The organism is Streptomyces hiroshimensis (assembly GCF_014650335.1).
GTDB classification, from domain to species: domain Bacteria; phylum Actinomycetota; class Actinomycetes; order Streptomycetales; family Streptomycetaceae; genus Streptomyces; species Streptomyces hiroshimensis.
Genome location: NZ_BMUT01000002.1, coordinates 362484 through 378036, shown reverse-complemented (window position 1 = coordinate 378036; position 15553 = coordinate 362484). Strand labels below are relative to the sequence as shown.

The following is a 15553-nucleotide window of genomic DNA, read 5'->3' as shown; positions in this document are numbered from 1 at the left end:
CGTCAGTCCTCGGGTTTGGCGCTCGCGGAGGGCGTGACCGTGACGGTCACGGTGGGCGTGGGCTTGGGCGCTTCCGGCTTGGGCGGAAGCACGGTGTCGCGGGGGTCCGTCCGCGGGGGTTCGACGACGACGCCGACGATGTCGAGCTTGCTGTAGCCGACGAAGGGACGGACCTGGAGGGTGCGGGTCAGGCTGCCGCCGGCGGGTTCGACGCGGGTGACCTCGCCGACGGGGACGCCGGGGACGAACGGCTTGTCCCTGCTGGAGCCGAAGGTGACGAGGCGGTCGCCGGGGCGGACGGCCGCCTTGCCGTTGAGCAGTTCGACCCGCAGGACGCCGGCGCCCTGGCCGTTGGCGAAGCCGAGCTCGCCGCTCTTCTCCATGCGGGTGCCGACGGTGAACTTGGGGTCGTTGGCGAGCAGGACGGTCGCGGTGTCGCGGGCGACGGTGGTGACGCGGCCGACGAGGCCGTCGCCGTTGAGGACGGTCATGTCGCGCTTGATGCCGTCGCGGCTGCCGGCGTCGATGGTGACGGTCCAGGAGAAGCCCTGGGCCGCGCCTATGGCGATGACCTGGGCGCCCTTGATGCCGTACTGGCCGCGGCCGGCGGTCTTGAGCATGGCGTCGAGCTCGGCGGCCCGGCCGCGGTTGCGGTCGTCGCTGCCGAGGCGCTGTTTGAGACCGGTGTTCTCGCGCTCCAGGGCGCTGATGCGGTTGTGCCGCTCGTCGGAGTCACGCACGGCCGCCACGGCGTTGCCGACGGGGTCGACCGCGGAGGCGACGCCCTTCTCGACGGGGCCGAAGACGGAGGCCGCCGCGTGCCGGACGCCGTCGAGCGGGGACCGCTCGCCACCACGGATGTCGACCGTGATCAGTGCGAAGGCGATGGCGACCAGCAGCACCAGCAGCAGCCGGCTCTCTCGTGTGTCCCTCACGTGCGGCGGCGTGCCCTTCTCGTAGGACCGGCGGGCTGCGGGGCGGGCCGGTCATCCGGAGCGTTGTGCCTGTATATCAGGTTGTTTCCCGGCAGCGGCGGTACGCGGGGTGCCTTTGGCGCCACCCCCTGCCAAGGGGGTGGCACCGGTCCCCCGGCAGGTGGAACGCGCCGGGCGCGGCGCCCCGGGAGGCGCCCCCGGGCGACGTTCCGCAGCAGCGCTCCGGGGCGCCGCCCCCGGCGCCGGAGCGCCGCCTGCCGCCGCGGTCGCGGCGCACCCGCCCGGAGGGCGAGCGCGTCAGCGGCGCGGCTGGGCGTCCAGGACCTGCTGGAGGGCCTCGAACTCCTCGACGCACTTGCCGGAGCCCAGGGCGACGGAGTCCAGCGGGTCCTCGGCGATGTGGATCGGCATGCCGGTCTCCCGGCGCAGCCGCTCGTCGAGGCCGCGCAGGAGGGCACCGCCGCCTGTGAGAACGATGCCGCGGTCCATGACGTCACCCGAGAGCTCGGGCGGGCACTTGTCGAGGGTGGTCTTGACGGCGTCGACGATGGAGTTGACGGGCTCCTCGATGGCCTTGCGGACCTCGCCGGCGGAGATCACGACGGTCTTGGGCAGACCGCTGACGAGGTCCCGGCCGCGGATCTCGGTGTGCTCGTCCTGTTCGAGGTCGTAGGCCGAGCCGATGGTGATCTTGATCTGCTCGGCGGTGCGCTCACCGAGGAGGAGGCTGTACTCCTTCTTGATGTGCTGGATGATCGCGTTGTCGAGCTCGTCGCCCGCGACGCGGATGGACTGGGCCGTGACGATGCCGCCGAGGGAGATGACCGCGACCTCGGTGGTGCCGCCGCCGATGTCGACGACCATGTTGCCGGTGGCCTCGTGGACGGGCAGGCCGGAGCCGATCGCGGCGGCCATGGGCTCTTCGATGATGTGCACCTGGCGGGCACCGGCCTGGGTGGAGGCCTCGATGACGGCGCGCCGCTCGACGCCGGTGATGCCGGAGGGCACACAGACCACGACGCGGGGCCGGGCCATCCAGCGCCGCTTGTGGATCTTGAGGATGAAGTAGCGGAGCATGCGCTCGGTGATCTCGAAGTCGGCGATCACGCCGTCCTTCAGCGGCCGGACCGCGACGATGTTGCCCGGGGTGCGGCCGATCATCTTCTTCGCCTCGGCACCCACCGCGAGGATGCCGCCGGTGTTGGTGTTGATGGCGACGACGGATGGCTCGTTGAGGACGATTCCGCGGCCTCTGACGTACACCAGCGTGTTGGCGGTCCCGAGGTCGACAGCCATGTCACGGCCGATGAACGACATGTTGTTCCCCATGAGGATACGTCTGGCCTTCCCAGCTGGAGCGAGTGCTTACTTGAGGTCGGCAGGGTGTGCTGCTGCTGCGGTGCGCCGCGGGCGCGGAAGCTCTCATCGTAGTCTCGACCGGGCGAAGGCGGTGCGAGGGTTCCTCCGCCATTGTCGGCGGAAGTCGAGCTCCCCCCAGTAATGGTGACGTCGTGTCGGAGTGAGAGGTTCCCCCGTTCGCCACGCATATGCCAGGGGCGACCGAAATAAAATCGGTCGCCCCTGATCGGAAAGGCTCCGGGCCTGATGCGCTATCAGGCGAGGCCGGGAAAGAAAATCTTGATTTCCCGCTCGGCCGACTCCTCGGAGTCCGAGGCGTGGATGAGGTTCTCGCGCGTGATGGTGCCGAAGTCACCACGGATGGATCCCGGGGCGGCCGAAATCGGGTCCGTCGGGCCGGCCAGGGCGCGCACGCCCGGGATGACGCGCTCGCCCTCGACGACCATCGCGACGACGGGGCCGGAGGACATGAAGCCCATCAGCGGCTCGTAGAACTCCCGGCCCTCGTGCTCGGCGTAGTGCTGGGCGAGGGTCTCGCGGTCGAGGGTGCGCAGCTCCAGCGCGCTGATCGTCCATCCGGCCTTGCGCTCGATGCGGGCGACGACCTCGCCGACCAGCTTGCGCCTGACGCAGTCGGGCTTGAGAAGGACGAGGGTGCGCTGGCTCATACTGCGGCTCCTTGCGGACGATCGGGTCTGGTGGGCCAGAGGGTACAGGGGCCGGGCTAAGCGGCGTCGGCCGCCTGGGCGGCGAAGCGGGCCTTGGCCTCGTCGATCTTGCGGCCGAAGTGGACGGACGCCCACCACAGGCCGCCGAAGATCACCCCGAGGATGAACATCATCGGGACGATGAAGCCGCTCAGGACCAGGCCGATCTGCAGCAGCCAGCCCAGCTGGACGCCGCCGGGCCGGGAGAGCATGCCGCACAGCAGCACGCTGAGCACCATCGCCGTGGCACTGACGGCCCAGACGGTGCCCGCCGAGAGGTCGGAGGTCTGCATGGCCACCAGGCCGGCGAATCCGATGACGAAGAATTCACCGATCAGAGTGCTGGCGCACAGCATCCGCATGATCAGCCCTTTCCGAGGAGCAGCCGGGCCTCGCCGACCGTGATCACCGAGCCGGTCACCAGGACGCCCGCGCCGGAGAACTCGGCCTCCTCCTCCGCGAGGGTGATCGCGGCCTCCAGGGCGTCGTCCAGGCGGGGCTCGACCTGCACGCGCTCGGCGCCGAAGATCTCGACGGCGAGGGCCGCGAGCTCGTCGGGGTCCATGGAGCGCGGGGTGGAGTTACGGGTCACCACGACCTCGGCGAAGACCGGCTCGAAGGCCTCCAGCAGGCCGCGGACGTCCTTGTCGGCGCTGGCGCCGACGACGCCGATGAGGCGGCTGAAGCCGAACGCCTCGGTGACGGCCTCGGCCGTGACCTGCGCGCCGGCCGGGTTGTGCGCGGCGTCCAGCACGACGGTGGGGCTGCGGCGCACGACCTCCAGCCGGCCCGGGGAGGAGACCTGCGCGAAGGCGCGGCGGACGGTGTCGGTGTCGAGCGTGCGGGCGTGCTGCGAGCCGATCCCGAAGAACGCCTCGACGGCGGCCAGGGCGACCGCGGCGTTGTGCGCCTGGTGGGCGCCGTACAGCGGCAGGAAGACCTCGGGGTACTCGCCGCCCAGGCCGCGCAGCGTCAGCAGCTGGCCTCCGACGGCGACCTCGCGGGAGACGACGCCGAACTCCATGCCCTCGCGGGCGACGGTGGCGTCGACCTCGACCGAGCGCTTGAGCAGCACCTGGGCCGCATCCACCGGCTGCTGGGCGAGGACGACGGTGGCGTCCTGCTTGACGATGCCGCCCTTCTCGCCGGCGATGTCGCCGGGCGTCGCGCCGAGGCGGTCGGTGTGGTCGAGGGAGATGGGGGTGACGACGGCGACGCCGGCGTCGACGACGTTGGTGGCGTCCCAGGTGCCGCCCATGCCGACCTCGACGACGGCGACGTCGACCGGGGCGTCGGCGAAGGCGGCGTAGGCCATGGCCGTCATGACCTCGAAGAAGGACAGGCGGTAGTCCTCGCGGTCGTCGACCATCTCCACGTACGGCTTGATGTCCTGGTACGTCTCGATGAAGCGCTCGGCGGAGATCGGGGCGCCGTCGAGGCTGATGCGCTCGGTGATCGACTGGACGTGCGGGCTGGTGTAGCGCCCGGTGCGCAGGTCGAAGGCGCCCAGCAGCGACTCGATCATGCGGGCCGTGCTGGTCTTGCCGTTGGTGCCGGTGATGTGGATCGCGGGATAGGCGCGCTGCGGCTGCCCCAGGATGTCCATCAGGGCCTCGATGCGCACCAGCGAGGGGTCGAGCTTGGTCTCGCCCCAGCGGCCGGCGAGCTCGCTCTCGACCTCGCGCAGCGCCCGGTCGGTCTCGGGGTCCTCGGGGCGGGCGGGGATGTCGCCCTGCGGCGGCCCGGCCTGGGCGCGCAGGGTCCGGCTGCCGGCCTCGATGACGGCGAGGTCGGGGTCGCGTTCGGTCTCGGCATCGACGATTTCCGCGAAGCGGTCATCGCCGTCGGGGCCGGTGCTGCCGTTGTCGTCGTTCAGGGGGCGCTCGCTCACGCGGACCAGTCTACGGAGGGGGTACGACAGAGCGGGCGGCAGGCCCGGCGCCCTTGCCCTACGGTTTTCCCAGAAGGTCCCTTATTTCCCATAAGACCCCTTAGATCTCTTAAGTACGGGAGCCGGGTGGTGAGCGAAGACGCCGGGGTGAGCGACGAGGCGGGCGGCGGGGTGGGCGAAGACGACGGCCGGTGGCGGACACTGCTGGACGCCCTGCTGGAGGCGCTGCCCGCGGGCGCCGTCGTGCAGGGCCCGGACGACCGGGTGCTCGCGGCCAACCGCAGGTTCACCCGTATGTTCGGCGCGGAGGTCCGGGCCGGCGGCATGCCCGTGTTCGGCGCGGAGAGCCGGGCCGGCGGCATCCCGGGCGGCCGCCACGTCCACCGGACGGCCGAGATCCCCCTCGCCGACGGCCGCACCCTGCGCCGCGTGATCGAGCCGCTGCGCCACGGGGGCGCCTACCTGGGCGCCCTGTGGACCTACGACGACATCACCGAGCACAAGCGGCGCGAGCGGGACCTGGAGCGGGACAACGTGGCGCTCACCGAGCTCGCCCGGCAGCGCAACGCCTTCACCGCCGCCGCCTCCCACGAGCTGCGCACGCCCCTGACCTCCATCATCAGCTTCTGCGAGCTGCTCACCGACCCCGCCTTCGGCGCCCTCACCCACGAGCAGGCCTCCTTCCTGGAGGCCGTCCGGCGCAACGCCGACCGCATGCAGCGGGTGATCTCCGACCTGCTGCTGACCACCCGCATGCGGGCCACCGCGGGCCTGGAGCTCGAATTCGGCGCCGTGGAGGTGGACCGGATGCTGCTGGACGCCGTCCTCGACCGGATGGGCGCGGCGCAGGAAGCGGGATTGTTCACCGTTCTGGAGTGCGCTCCCGGCCCCCTCCTGAGGGGCGACCGGCACCGGTTGCAGAACGTCCTGGCCAATCTTCTGGAGAATGCCGCGAAATACACCCCCGCGGGTGGCCGGATCTCGGTCACGGCGGCACCGCACGGCGAGTTCTGGGAGATCGAAGTCGCGGATACCGGAATCGGCGTCCCGGAGGAATTCCGCGAGGAGATCTTCAATGGTTTCGTCCGGGCCCCGAACGCACGTACGGGGGGTTATCCCGGCACCGGTCTCGGACTCGCCATCAGCCGCGCGATCGTCCAGCTGCACGGGGGAGCGATCACGGTCGGCGGCGCGGAGGGCGGGGGCGCCGCGTTCGTGATCCGGCTGCCGGTCGCCGGGCCCCCTCCGGCCGGGGAGACGGCATGACCCGCGTGCTCGTCGTCGAGGACGACCCCGACCTCGCCCTCGCCCTGCGCACCCTCCTCACCCGTGCGGGCTACGAGGTCGCCCACGCCGACAACGGCCGCGAAGGGCTGCGGCTACTGTTCGCCGAGCGCCCCGCCCTCATGCTCCTCGACATCGGGCTGCCGCAGCTCGACGGCTGGGAGGTGCTGGAGCGCACCCGCGACCTCAGCGACCTGCCCGTCCTGCTGCTCACCGCCCGCGGCGCCGAGACCGACCGGGTCCGCGGCCTGCGCGCCGGCGCCGACGACTACCTGCCCAAGCCCTTCGGCAACGACGAGCTGCTCGCCCGCGTCGAGGCGCTGCTGCGCCGCACCGCGCCCACCCGCTGGGCCGGCGACTCCTTCGACGACGGGCTGCGGCTCGTGCCCGAGCGGCGCTCCGCCGTCTGGCAGGGACACGAGGCCCGGCTCAGCGACATCGAGTACCGGCTGCTGCAGGTGCTCGTCCGCAACCGGGGCCGGGTGATCACCACCGACCAGCTGCTCGACCGGGTGTGGGACGACCCCGAGGGCACCGGCCGCGAACGGGTGAAGTTCGCCGTGCTGCGGCTGCGGCGCAAGCTGCGGCAGGCCGCCGGCGACGAGGCCGCGGACCCGCTGGAGGCCGTACGGGGCCTCGGCTACCGCTACCGGGCCGACGGCGGGGACGAAGGCCCCGGGGACGAAGGCCCCGGCGACGGGGAGGACGAAAGTCCCTTCCGACGGCTTTAGGCACGCTTCAGGCGATTCGCAACCATCCGGCAACCGAAGACACCCCAGGGGTGCAACCGAGGCACCGCAAGGTCGTGAGCTGTCAGCAGCCCGTCGGCCCCAGGAGTCACCTCGTGCAGTCCCTGCCCGCCCGTAGCGTCGCCGTCGTCCTCGGCACCCGCCCCGAGCTGGTCAAGCTCACCGACCTCGTACGCCTCCTGGGCCCCGCCGCCCACCTGGTGCACACCGGTCAGCACTACGACGAGGAGCTGTCCGGCCGCTTCCTGACCGAGCTGGGCCTGCCCGAGCCGACGTTCCTGACGGGGGTGGGCGGGCAGCCGCGCGCCGTCCAGATCTCCACCGCCCTCGCACAGCTCGACGAGCTGTTCACCGCCGAGCCGCCGCTCGCCGTCGTCGTCCAGGGCGACACCAACGCGGCCCTCGCCGGCGCGCTCGCCGCGAACGCCCGCGGCATCCCGCTGCTGCACGTCGAGGCCGGCCTGCGCAGCCACGACCGCAACATGCCCGAAGAGCACAACCGCGTCCTCATCGACCGCATCGCCGACGTGCTGTGCGCGGCCACCGAGGACAATCGCGCGAACCTCCTCGCGGAGGGCGTCGAGGACGCCCGCATCGCCGTGACCGGCAACACGGTCGTCGAGGCCGTGCACGGGCAGCTGCCGTCCGCCGCCGAGCGCGCGGAGCTGCTGCGGCAGCACGGGCTGACCGCCGACGCGTACGTCCTGGCCACGATCCACCGCCCCGAGAACACCGACTCGCCGGAGGCCCTGCGCGCCATCTTCGGCGAGCTCGCCGCGCTCGCGGCCGACGGCCGGCCCGTCGTCCTGCCGCTGCACCCGCGCACCCGGGCCCGCGTCGAGGCCGCCGGCCTGGAGCACCTGCTGGCGGGGCTGACCGTCACCCGCCCGCTCGGCTACGGCGAGTTCCTCGCCCTGGCCCGGCACGCGGCGCTGCTGGTCTCCGACTCGGGCGGCATCCAGGAGGAGTGCACGGTGCTGGGCCGGCCGCTGGTGGTCGTCCGGCGCTCCACGGAGCGGCCGGAGGCGATGGCGGACTTCGCGGACCTGGTCGAGCCGGGCGCGGAGATCGGCTCTTCGGCGCGGCGCCGCCTCGCCGAAGGCCCTGCGGGCCTGGCCCGGCTGGCCGCGCTGCCGAGCCCGTTCGGGGACGGCCTGGCGTCGGACCGCATCGTGACGCTGCTGACGGCGATCGCCGCGCCGCAGCAGCTGGCGGCGGCCGCGTAGGGGGCCTCTCCCCCACCCCGCCCCTTCCCGTAACCGGGGGCAAGCCCCCGGACCCCCGAGTTCTCAGCCGTCCGGCGTTTGAGGACACCGCGCGGCAGCGCGGACAGGGGGCTGGGGCGCAGCCCCAGGAAACGGCGAAAGGGCGGGACCGGGGCCCCTCCCCCGCAGCAGACGGCCGCCACCACGTCACCCACCCCCGGAGCCCCGCATGTTCTCCAGCCCCTTCCTCCTCGTCTTCCCCTTCTTCCTCCTCGCCTGCTTCCTCCTCTACTGGGCAGGCGCGCGGCACGCGTACACGCGCCGCCCCGAGGCCGGGAACGGCGACCCCAACACCTTCGACTGGCACTTCTTCGTCCCGTGCCGCGACGAGGAGGCCGTCGTCGGCACCACCGTCGAGCGGCTGCGCGCCGATCACCCGCGCGCCCACGTCTGGGTCATCGACGACGACAGCGACGACCGCACCGGCGCCATCGTCGCCGGGCTCGCCGAGACCGACCGCCGCGTGCACCTGGTCAGCCGCGTGCGGCCTGACGCCCGCCTGGGCAAGGGCGCGGCACTCAACGCCGCGTACGACGAGCTGAACCAGTTCCTGTCGAAGGACGCCGACCGCGAGCGCGTCGTCGTGTGCGTCATCGACGCCGACGGCCAGCTCGACCCGCACGCGCTGGAGCGCGTCAGCGGCCCGGCCGGCTTCGGCGACCCGGAGACCGGCGGCGTGCAGGTCAGCGTCCACATGCGCAACGCCGGCGACCCGCGCCCGCTCGGCGAGGACAGCGGCCGCCTCCGCAACGCCTTCGCCCGCCTCCTCGTCCGCATGCAGGACATGGAGTTCTCCGTCTCCAACGCCGGCATGCAGCTGCTGCGCGGCCGCACCGGCTCCGTGGGCCTCGGCGGCAACGGCCAGTTCACCCGCCTCGCCGCCCTGGACCGCATCGCGGCCGCCGAGCGCCGCCCCTGGCAGCGCGGCGCCCTGCTGGAGGACTACGAGCTGGGCCTGCACATGATCCTGAACGGCGACCGGATATCCCACATAGCCGACACCTGGGTCTCCCAGGAGGGCCTCCCGCACGCCCGCCGGTTCCTCACCCAGCGCACCCGCTGGGCCCAGGGCAACCTGCAGTGCGTCCGCTACGCGCCGCGCATCGTCTCCTCGCGTCACTACGGCGGCAAGGGCGTCCTGGAGACGCTGTACACCTTCCTGCAGCCGGTCGCCCACCTGGTGACCCTGGCGCTGTGCGCCGTCATGTTCGTCCTGCTGGGCCTGACCGCCGCGCAGGACGGCGTCGGCGAGGCGTTCGGCGGCATGCTCGCGCTGTGGCCGCTGGTGCTGGGCCTGGCCGTCGTCTCGGTGCTGCCGTTCGTGCTGTGGGGCCCGGTCTACCGCCGCGACCGCGCGTCCGACCGCTCACTGCTGTCCGCCCTGCTGTGGGGGCTCGCGCTGTGGCTGTACGCGTACCACCTCTTCCCGGCGTCGGCGCGCGGCTTCGTCCGGATGCTGCGCGGCCGCAACGGCTGGGCGAAGACGCGGCGCAACGCCGAGGTCGTCACGTCGGGCCCGGTCGCGATCGAGAGCTGACGTCGAGAGCTGACGGGGGGCGGGGCGGCCACAAACGCGCAAACCATGAAGCGCGTCACACTTCCGCCCCGCCGGGCAACCTCCGCCCCCGTTCCGTCATCTGACCCCCGGTGACACATGTCCGGAGCAGGTCCGGGCAGCGGAACGGGAGCGTTGTGCGGTGCGGGTACGGGTACCGGAAATCAGCACACGGATGCACTTGCTGCTGCTGACGGCGTGGACCGCGCTGTGGTTCGCCCTGGTGGAGCCCAGCGGCGGCTTCTCCTGGCACTATCTGCGCACCGGCGGCGAGCTGATCTACCAGGGGGCGTCGGGCGACGGCACCGGCGGCCTCAACCTCTACGCCCACCACCCCGAGCTGCAGATGGGCCCCATCAGCTTCCTTGTGGCGGGCCTGTTCAACCCCTTCTCCGAGCACACCGGCCAGTTCCTGGCGGCGGCCGTCATGTCGGCGCTGGGCCTGGTCATCGTGGTGCTCGCGGGGCGCAGCGCCGCCATCCACTTCCTGGGCACCGGCACCAACCACCAGCGCCTGCGGCAGCGCGTCCTGATCGCGGGCGCGGCGTTCATCCCGATGTGGATCGAGGTGTCGGTCCGCTTCGGGCACCTGGACGACGTGCTGGCGCTGTTCTTCACCGCGCTGGCCGTCTGGTTCCTGACCCGCTGCAACCCGGCGGCCGTCGGCGCCTGCCTGGCCCTGGCCATGGACTCGAAGCCGACCGCCCTGGCCTTCGTGCCGCTGATCCTCGCCCTGCCCCGCGACCGCTGGCTGCGGGCGGTCCTGTGGTGCGCGGCGCTGCTGGCCGTCGCCTGGCTGCCGTTCTTCGTCGCGGCCCCGGACTCCTTCGCCGCGGCGAAGTTCACCATCCCCAACAACCCGGCCTCCGCGCTGCGCTGGCTGGGCGGCAACACCCCCGTGACCCCCGACTGGGCCCGCCCGGCGCAGGCCGCCCTCGGTCTCACGCTGGGCGCGGTCGCCGTGTGGCGCGGCCGCTGGGCCGGGGTCGTGCTGCTGGGCGCGAACGCCCGCATCCTCCTCGACCCCAGCGTCTACACGTACTACACGGCCTCGGTGCTGCTCGGCACCCTGCTGTGGGACGTGTGCGGGCAGCGCCGCCTCGTGCCGTGGTGGAGCTGGATCGCGCTGATCGTCCTCTACGGAAGCGTCTTCGCCGTCCCCGACGAGTCGGCCAAGGGCCTGATCCGGCTGGGCTTCGTGGCGGTGTCGACGGTGTACGTGCTGTTCTGGCCGCAGCACCGCCGCAAACGGCGCCGCCGCCCGGCCCAGGAGGACGAGGGGCTGGTGGAGGGCCCGTGGGGCCCGATGTGGGACCCGGGCCGCACGAAGCCGTGGGCCTCTCCGTACCCGGCGGAAAGGCCTGCCGGCCACTGACCCGCGGGCGCCCCGCAACCCGCCTCATGTGACCTGGATCACCGGAACCGCCTCCCGTCCGCGGAGAGGTACTGGTCATGAACGGAAAAAGAGGGAGAAAAAGAGGGAGGTGCGTGCATGCGCGACCGCATACGAGCGGGTGACCGCGAGGCGTTCGCCGAGCTCTACGACGAGCATGCGCGGACCGTCTACAACCACGCCTTCCGGCTGACGGGCGACTGGTCGTCGGCCGAGGAAGTCATGTCCGAGACCTTCCTGGACGCATGGCGCACCCGCGAGAAGGTGGAGCCGGAGGGCGGTTCGCTGCGGCCGTGGCTCCTGGGCATCGCCACCAACAAGGCACGCAACGCCAATCGGCGGGTACGCCGCCGGCTGGCCTTCCTGACCCGGCGGCCGCCGGCGGATCCGGTGCTGGACTTCGCGGACGAATCGGCCTCGCGCATCGACGACGCCCGTGAACTGGCCGCGGTGTTCAAGGCGGTGCAGGCGCTGCGCCGTCCGGAGCGCGAGGTCCTGGCGCTGTGCGTGTGGTCCGGCCTGGACTACGCCCAGGCCGCCCAGGCGCTGGGCGTTCCGGTGGGCACGGTGCGTTCCCGCCTCTCGCGCGCCCGCGCACGGCTGCGCCGGCTGACCGACGAACAGCTCACCGCGGATTCCGGGCGGGTGCGCCCCGGCCGCGCAGCAGGAGAGAACAGGACCGCCGCCATGGCGGCCCTGGCCGTCCAGGAGGAGGCCCGATGAACACCACCGAGTACCAGGACCTCGCCCGGCGGCTGCCCGCCCCGGCCGAACGGGACCTGCCGCCGGACCGGCACCGGCACCACAAGGAACTGCTGCTGCGCACCATCGACGGCGACCGGCCCCGGCCGCGCCGGCGCCTGGTGCGCCCGGCCTTCGCACTGCCCGCCGCGGCCGCGGTCGTGGCGGGCGCCCTGGCGGTCACCCTCCTGCCCGGAGCGCATGACCGCTCCCCCGGGACCCGGGTCCCGCTGGCCGAGTCCGGCACCCCGCGAGAAGCGGTGGTGCTGCTGGACCGGATCGCCGCCGTGGCCATGAAGACCGACACCGAACCGGTACGGGACGACCAGTACGTCTATGTGCGCAGCCTGGCCACCACCACGGAGCACATCAAGCCGGTCAAGGCGGGAGGGCTCAAGGAGCGGGAGGACTGGGTGCCGCAGGACCCGCACGCGACACATGAGGCGGGGGTCTTCCGCGAGGACGGGGAGTTCGTCCCCGTCACCAGCGCCGACAAGGATCCGGCGGGCATCGGCCGGCCCACGTACAAGTGGCTGGCCGCCCTGCCCACCGACCCCGGTGCACTGCACGAGCGGATCCGTAAGGAGACCAGGCCGGTCCGGGGCCAGGACTTCGACCAGACCGTCTTCGACACCTTCGGCACCCTGCTGTCGAGGGGCGTCATGCCGTCCCGGACCGAGGCCGCCCTCTACAAGGCCGCCGCGAAGATCCCCGGCGTGGTGGAGATGCCGGACGCCGTCGACGCGGACGGCCGCCACGGCGTCGCCATCGCCCGCGAGGACCGCCGGCTCGGCGAACGCACCGAATGGATCTTCGACAAGGAGTCCCTGAAGTTCCTCGGCGAGCGCACTTACCTCACCAAGACCGGTGAACGGGGCGAGGCAGGCACCTTGGTCTGGGCCAACGCGATCCTGGACCGGGCGGTGGTCGACCGGCCGCGCCAGGTCCCCTGACGCGACGCGGCCGCGAACGGCGGAGAGCCCCCCACACCTACGGGCGTGGGGGGCTCTTCCGCTGTTCGGCTTGCGGGGGCTCAGCCCTTCGGCAGACCCGCCAGCTGGGCCGTGATCCGCTCGATGTCGGCCTCGGCCGTCTCCAGCCGCTTGCGGATCTTCTCCACGGCGGCCTCGGCGGCCTTGGCGAGGAACGCCTCGTTGCCGAGCTTGGCCGTGGACTGCGCCTTGTCCTTCTCGGCCGCGGCCAGCGCCTTGGTCAGACGCTTGCGCTCGGCCTCGACGTCGATCGTGCCGGACAGGTCGAGGGCGACGGTGGCACCGGCGACGGGGAGCGTCGCGGTGGCGTGGAAGCCTTCCCCGGCGGGCTGGAGCCGCAGCAGCTGACGGATGGCACCCTCGTGGGCGGCCAGGGCCGTACCGCTCAGGTCGAGCTGCGCCGGGACCCGCTGGCCGGGCTGGAGGCCCTGGTCGGAGCGGAAGCGGCGGACCTCGGTGACGACCTGCTGGAGGACGGCGATCTCCTGCTCGGCGGCCGCGTCACGGAATCCACTGTCCTTGGGCCAGGCGGCGATGACGGCAGACTCCTTGCCCGTGAGCGTCGTCCACAGCGTCTCGGTGACGAAGGGGATGACCGGGTGCAGCAGGCGCAGCAGGACGTCGAGGACCTCGCCGAGGACGCGGCCGGAGACCTTGGCCGGCTCGCCACCGGCCATGAAGGTGGTCTTGGACAGCTCGACGTACCAGTCGAAGACCTCGTCCCACGCGAAGTGGTAGAGGGCGTCGGTGAGCTTCGCGAACTGGTAGTCGTCGTAGTACCCGTCCGCCTCCGCGATCGTGGCGTTGAGCCGGGAGAGGATCCACCGGTCGGTCGCCGAGAGCTGCTCGACGGGCGGCAGCTCGCCCTCGACCGTGGCGCCGTTCATCAGCGCGAAGCGGGTCGCGTTCCAGATCTTGTTGGCGAAGTTGCGGGACGCCTGGACCCAGTCCTCGCCGATCGGCACGTCGGCGCCGGGGTTGGCGCCGCGGGCCAGGGTGAAGCGGACGGCGTCGGAGCCGTAGGCGTCCATCCAGTCCAGCGGGTCCACCGAGTTGGGGTTGGACTTCGACATCTTCTTGCCGTGCTCGTCGCGGACGAGGCCGGTCAGCGCGATCGTGTGGAACGGCGCCTGGCCGTCCATCGCGTACAGACCGAACATCATCATCCGGGCGACCCAGAAGAAGATGATGTCGTGCCCGGTGAGCAGGACGTCGGTGGCGTAGAACTTCTCGAGGTCCGGCGTCTTCTCCGGCCAGCCGAGCGTGGAGAACGGCCACAGGCCGGAGGAGAACCAGGTGTCCAGGACGTCGGTCTCCTGGTGCCAGCCCTCGCCGGTGGGCGGCTGCTCGTCCGGGCCGACGCAGATCGTCTCGCCGTCCGGGCCGTACCAGACCGGGATGCGGTGACCCCACCACAGCTGGCGCGAGATGCACCAGTCGTGCATGTTGTCGACCCAGTCGAAGTAGCGCTTCGACATGTCCTCGGGGTGGATCTTCACCCGGCCGTCGCGGACCGCGTCGCCGGCGGCCTGCGCGAGCGGCTCGACCTTGACCCACCACTGCATGGACAGGCGCGGCTCGACGGTCGCCTTGCAGCGCGAGCAGTGCCCGACGGAGTGGGTGTACGGGCGCTTCTCGGCGACGATCCGGCCCTGCTCGCGCAGCGCGCCGACGATGGCCGAGCGCGCCTCGAAGCGGTCGAGGCCCTGGAAGGGACCGTGCACGGTGAGCACGCCGCGCTCGTCCATGATCGTCATCGACGGCAGGTTGTGGCGCTGGCCGATCGCGAAGTCGTTGGGGTCGTGGGCCGGGGTGACCTTGACGGCGCCCGTGCCGAACTCCGGGTCGACGTGGGTGTCGGCGACGACCGGGATCGTGCGGTCGGTCAGCGGCAGCTTGATCTGCTTGCCGATGAGGTGCGCGTACCGCTCGTCGTCCGGGTGGACGGCCACGGCGGTGTCGCCGAGCATCGTCTCGGCGCGGGTCGTCGCGACGACGAGGCTGTCCTCGCCCTCGCCGTACCGGATCGAGACGAGCTCGCCGTCGTCGTCCTGGTACTCCACCTCGATGTCGGAGATGGCGGTCAGGCAGCGCGGGCACCAGTTGATGATGCGCTCGGCGCGGTAGATCAGCTCGTCGTCGTAGAGCTTCTTGAAGATCGTCTGGACGGCCTTGGAGAGGCCCTCGTCCATGGTGAAGCGCTCACGGGACCAGTCGACGCCGTCACCGAGGCGGCGCATCTGGCCCAGGATCCGGCCGCCGTACTCTTCCTTCCACTGCCAGACCCGCTCGACGAACTGCTCGCGCCCGAGGTCGTCGCGGGACTTGCCCTCCTCGGCGAGCTGCTGCTCGACCTTGTTCTGCGTGGCGATGCCGGCGTGGTCCATGCCGGGCAGCCACAGCGCCTCGAAGCCCTGCATCCGCTTGCGGCGGGTGAGGGCGTCCATCAGCGTGTGCTGGAAGGCGTGGCCCAGGTGGAGGGTGCCCGTGACGTTCGGCGGCGGGATGACGATCGTGTAGGGCTTCTTCTCGCTCTTGGCATCGGCCTCGAAGTAGCCCCGCTCTACCCAGCGCTCGTACAGCGGCCCCTCTACGTCGGCCGGCGCGTACTGGGTCGGCAGGTCAGGGGTGCGGTCGGCGTGCCCGCTGTCGGGGCGCTGAGTGTTGTCGGTCACGGGGTGA

The 15553-nt window shown here is 72.1% G+C and carries 13 protein-coding genes; 7 read left to right on the top strand and 6 right to left on the bottom strand.

Annotated features, from left to right (window positions below):
- Window positions 1-2: 2 nt before the first annotated feature.
- From mreC to folC, 5 genes are all read right to left on the bottom strand, one after another.
- On the bottom strand, window positions 3-935 hold the full coding sequence (gene mreC / locus IE241_RS07010; protein WP_190020742.1) for a rod shape-determining protein MreC: 933 nt from the start codon (window positions 933-935) through the stop codon (window positions 3-5).
- Window positions 936-1232: 297 nt separating this feature from the next.
- Window positions 1233-2252, bottom strand: a complete 1020-nt coding sequence (locus tag IE241_RS07005; RefSeq protein ID WP_058046895.1) for a rod shape-determining protein — start codon at window positions 2250-2252, stop codon at window positions 1233-1235.
- Between the two features lie 296 nt (window positions 2253-2548).
- On the bottom strand, window positions 2549-2962 hold the full coding sequence (gene ndk, locus IE241_RS07000) for a nucleoside-diphosphate kinase (RefSeq protein WP_190020741.1): 414 nt from the start codon (window positions 2960-2962) through the stop codon (window positions 2549-2551).
- Between the two features lie 56 nt (window positions 2963-3018).
- On the bottom strand, window positions 3019-3363 hold the full coding sequence (locus IE241_RS06995) for a DUF4233 domain-containing protein (protein WP_190020740.1): 345 nt from the start codon (window positions 3361-3363) through the stop codon (window positions 3019-3021).
- 2 nt (window positions 3364-3365) lie between these two features.
- A complete protein-coding gene (folC, locus tag IE241_RS06990) occupies window positions 3366-4892 on the bottom strand; it encodes a bifunctional tetrahydrofolate synthase/dihydrofolate synthase (RefSeq protein WP_190020739.1) in 1527 nt (508 codons plus the stop codon).
- Window positions 4893-5021: 129 nt separating this feature from the next.
- Between folC and IE241_RS06985 the strand changes: the two genes are divergently transcribed.
- The 7 genes from IE241_RS06985 to IE241_RS06955 all read left to right on the top strand — a co-directional run bounded on the left by IE241_RS06985 (window position 5022) and on the right by IE241_RS06955 (window position 12832).
- On the top strand, window positions 5022-6158 hold the full coding sequence (locus tag IE241_RS06985; protein ID WP_229898884.1) for a PAS domain-containing sensor histidine kinase: 1137 nt from the start codon (window positions 5022-5024) through the stop codon (window positions 6156-6158).
- On the top strand, window positions 6155-6907 hold the full coding sequence (locus tag IE241_RS06980; protein WP_190020738.1) for a response regulator transcription factor: 753 nt from the start codon (window positions 6155-6157) through the stop codon (window positions 6905-6907). Before IE241_RS06985 ends, IE241_RS06980 begins: the two co-directional genes overlap by 4 nt.
- A 113-nt stretch (window positions 6908-7020) precedes the next feature.
- Window positions 7021-8151: a non-hydrolyzing UDP-N-acetylglucosamine 2-epimerase gene (gene wecB, locus IE241_RS06975; protein WP_190020737.1), complete on the top strand. Its 1131-nt coding sequence runs from the start codon at window positions 7021-7023 to the stop codon at window positions 8149-8151.
- A gap of 208 nt (window positions 8152-8359) precedes the next feature.
- A complete protein-coding gene (locus tag IE241_RS06970; RefSeq protein ID WP_190020736.1) occupies window positions 8360-9727 on the top strand; it encodes an XrtP-associated glycosyltransferase in 1368 nt (455 codons plus the stop codon).
- Between the two features lie 193 nt (window positions 9728-9920).
- On the top strand, window positions 9921-11120 hold the full coding sequence (locus IE241_RS06965; RefSeq protein WP_190020735.1) for a hypothetical protein: 1200 nt from the start codon (window positions 9921-9923) through the stop codon (window positions 11118-11120).
- Between the two features lie 117 nt (window positions 11121-11237).
- Entirely contained in the window at window positions 11238-11861 is a 624-nt protein-coding gene (locus tag IE241_RS06960) for an RNA polymerase sigma factor (protein ID WP_190020734.1), read from the top strand.
- Window positions 11858-12832 carry a CU044_5270 family protein gene (locus IE241_RS06955; RefSeq protein WP_190020733.1) on the top strand — a complete coding sequence of 325 codons (975 nt, stop codon included), beginning with the start codon at window positions 11858-11860 and terminating at the stop codon, window positions 12830-12832. The genes IE241_RS06960 and IE241_RS06955 overlap by 4 nt, the downstream gene beginning before the upstream one ends.
- A gap of 80 nt (window positions 12833-12912) precedes the next feature.
- Here IE241_RS06955 and IE241_RS06950 read toward each other — a convergent pair whose 3' ends face one another.
- Window positions 12913-15546, bottom strand: coding sequence for a valine--tRNA ligase (locus IE241_RS06950; protein WP_190020732.1), 2634 nt, complete (start codon window positions 15544-15546; stop codon window positions 12913-12915).
- Window positions 15547-15553 lie beyond the last annotated feature (7 nt).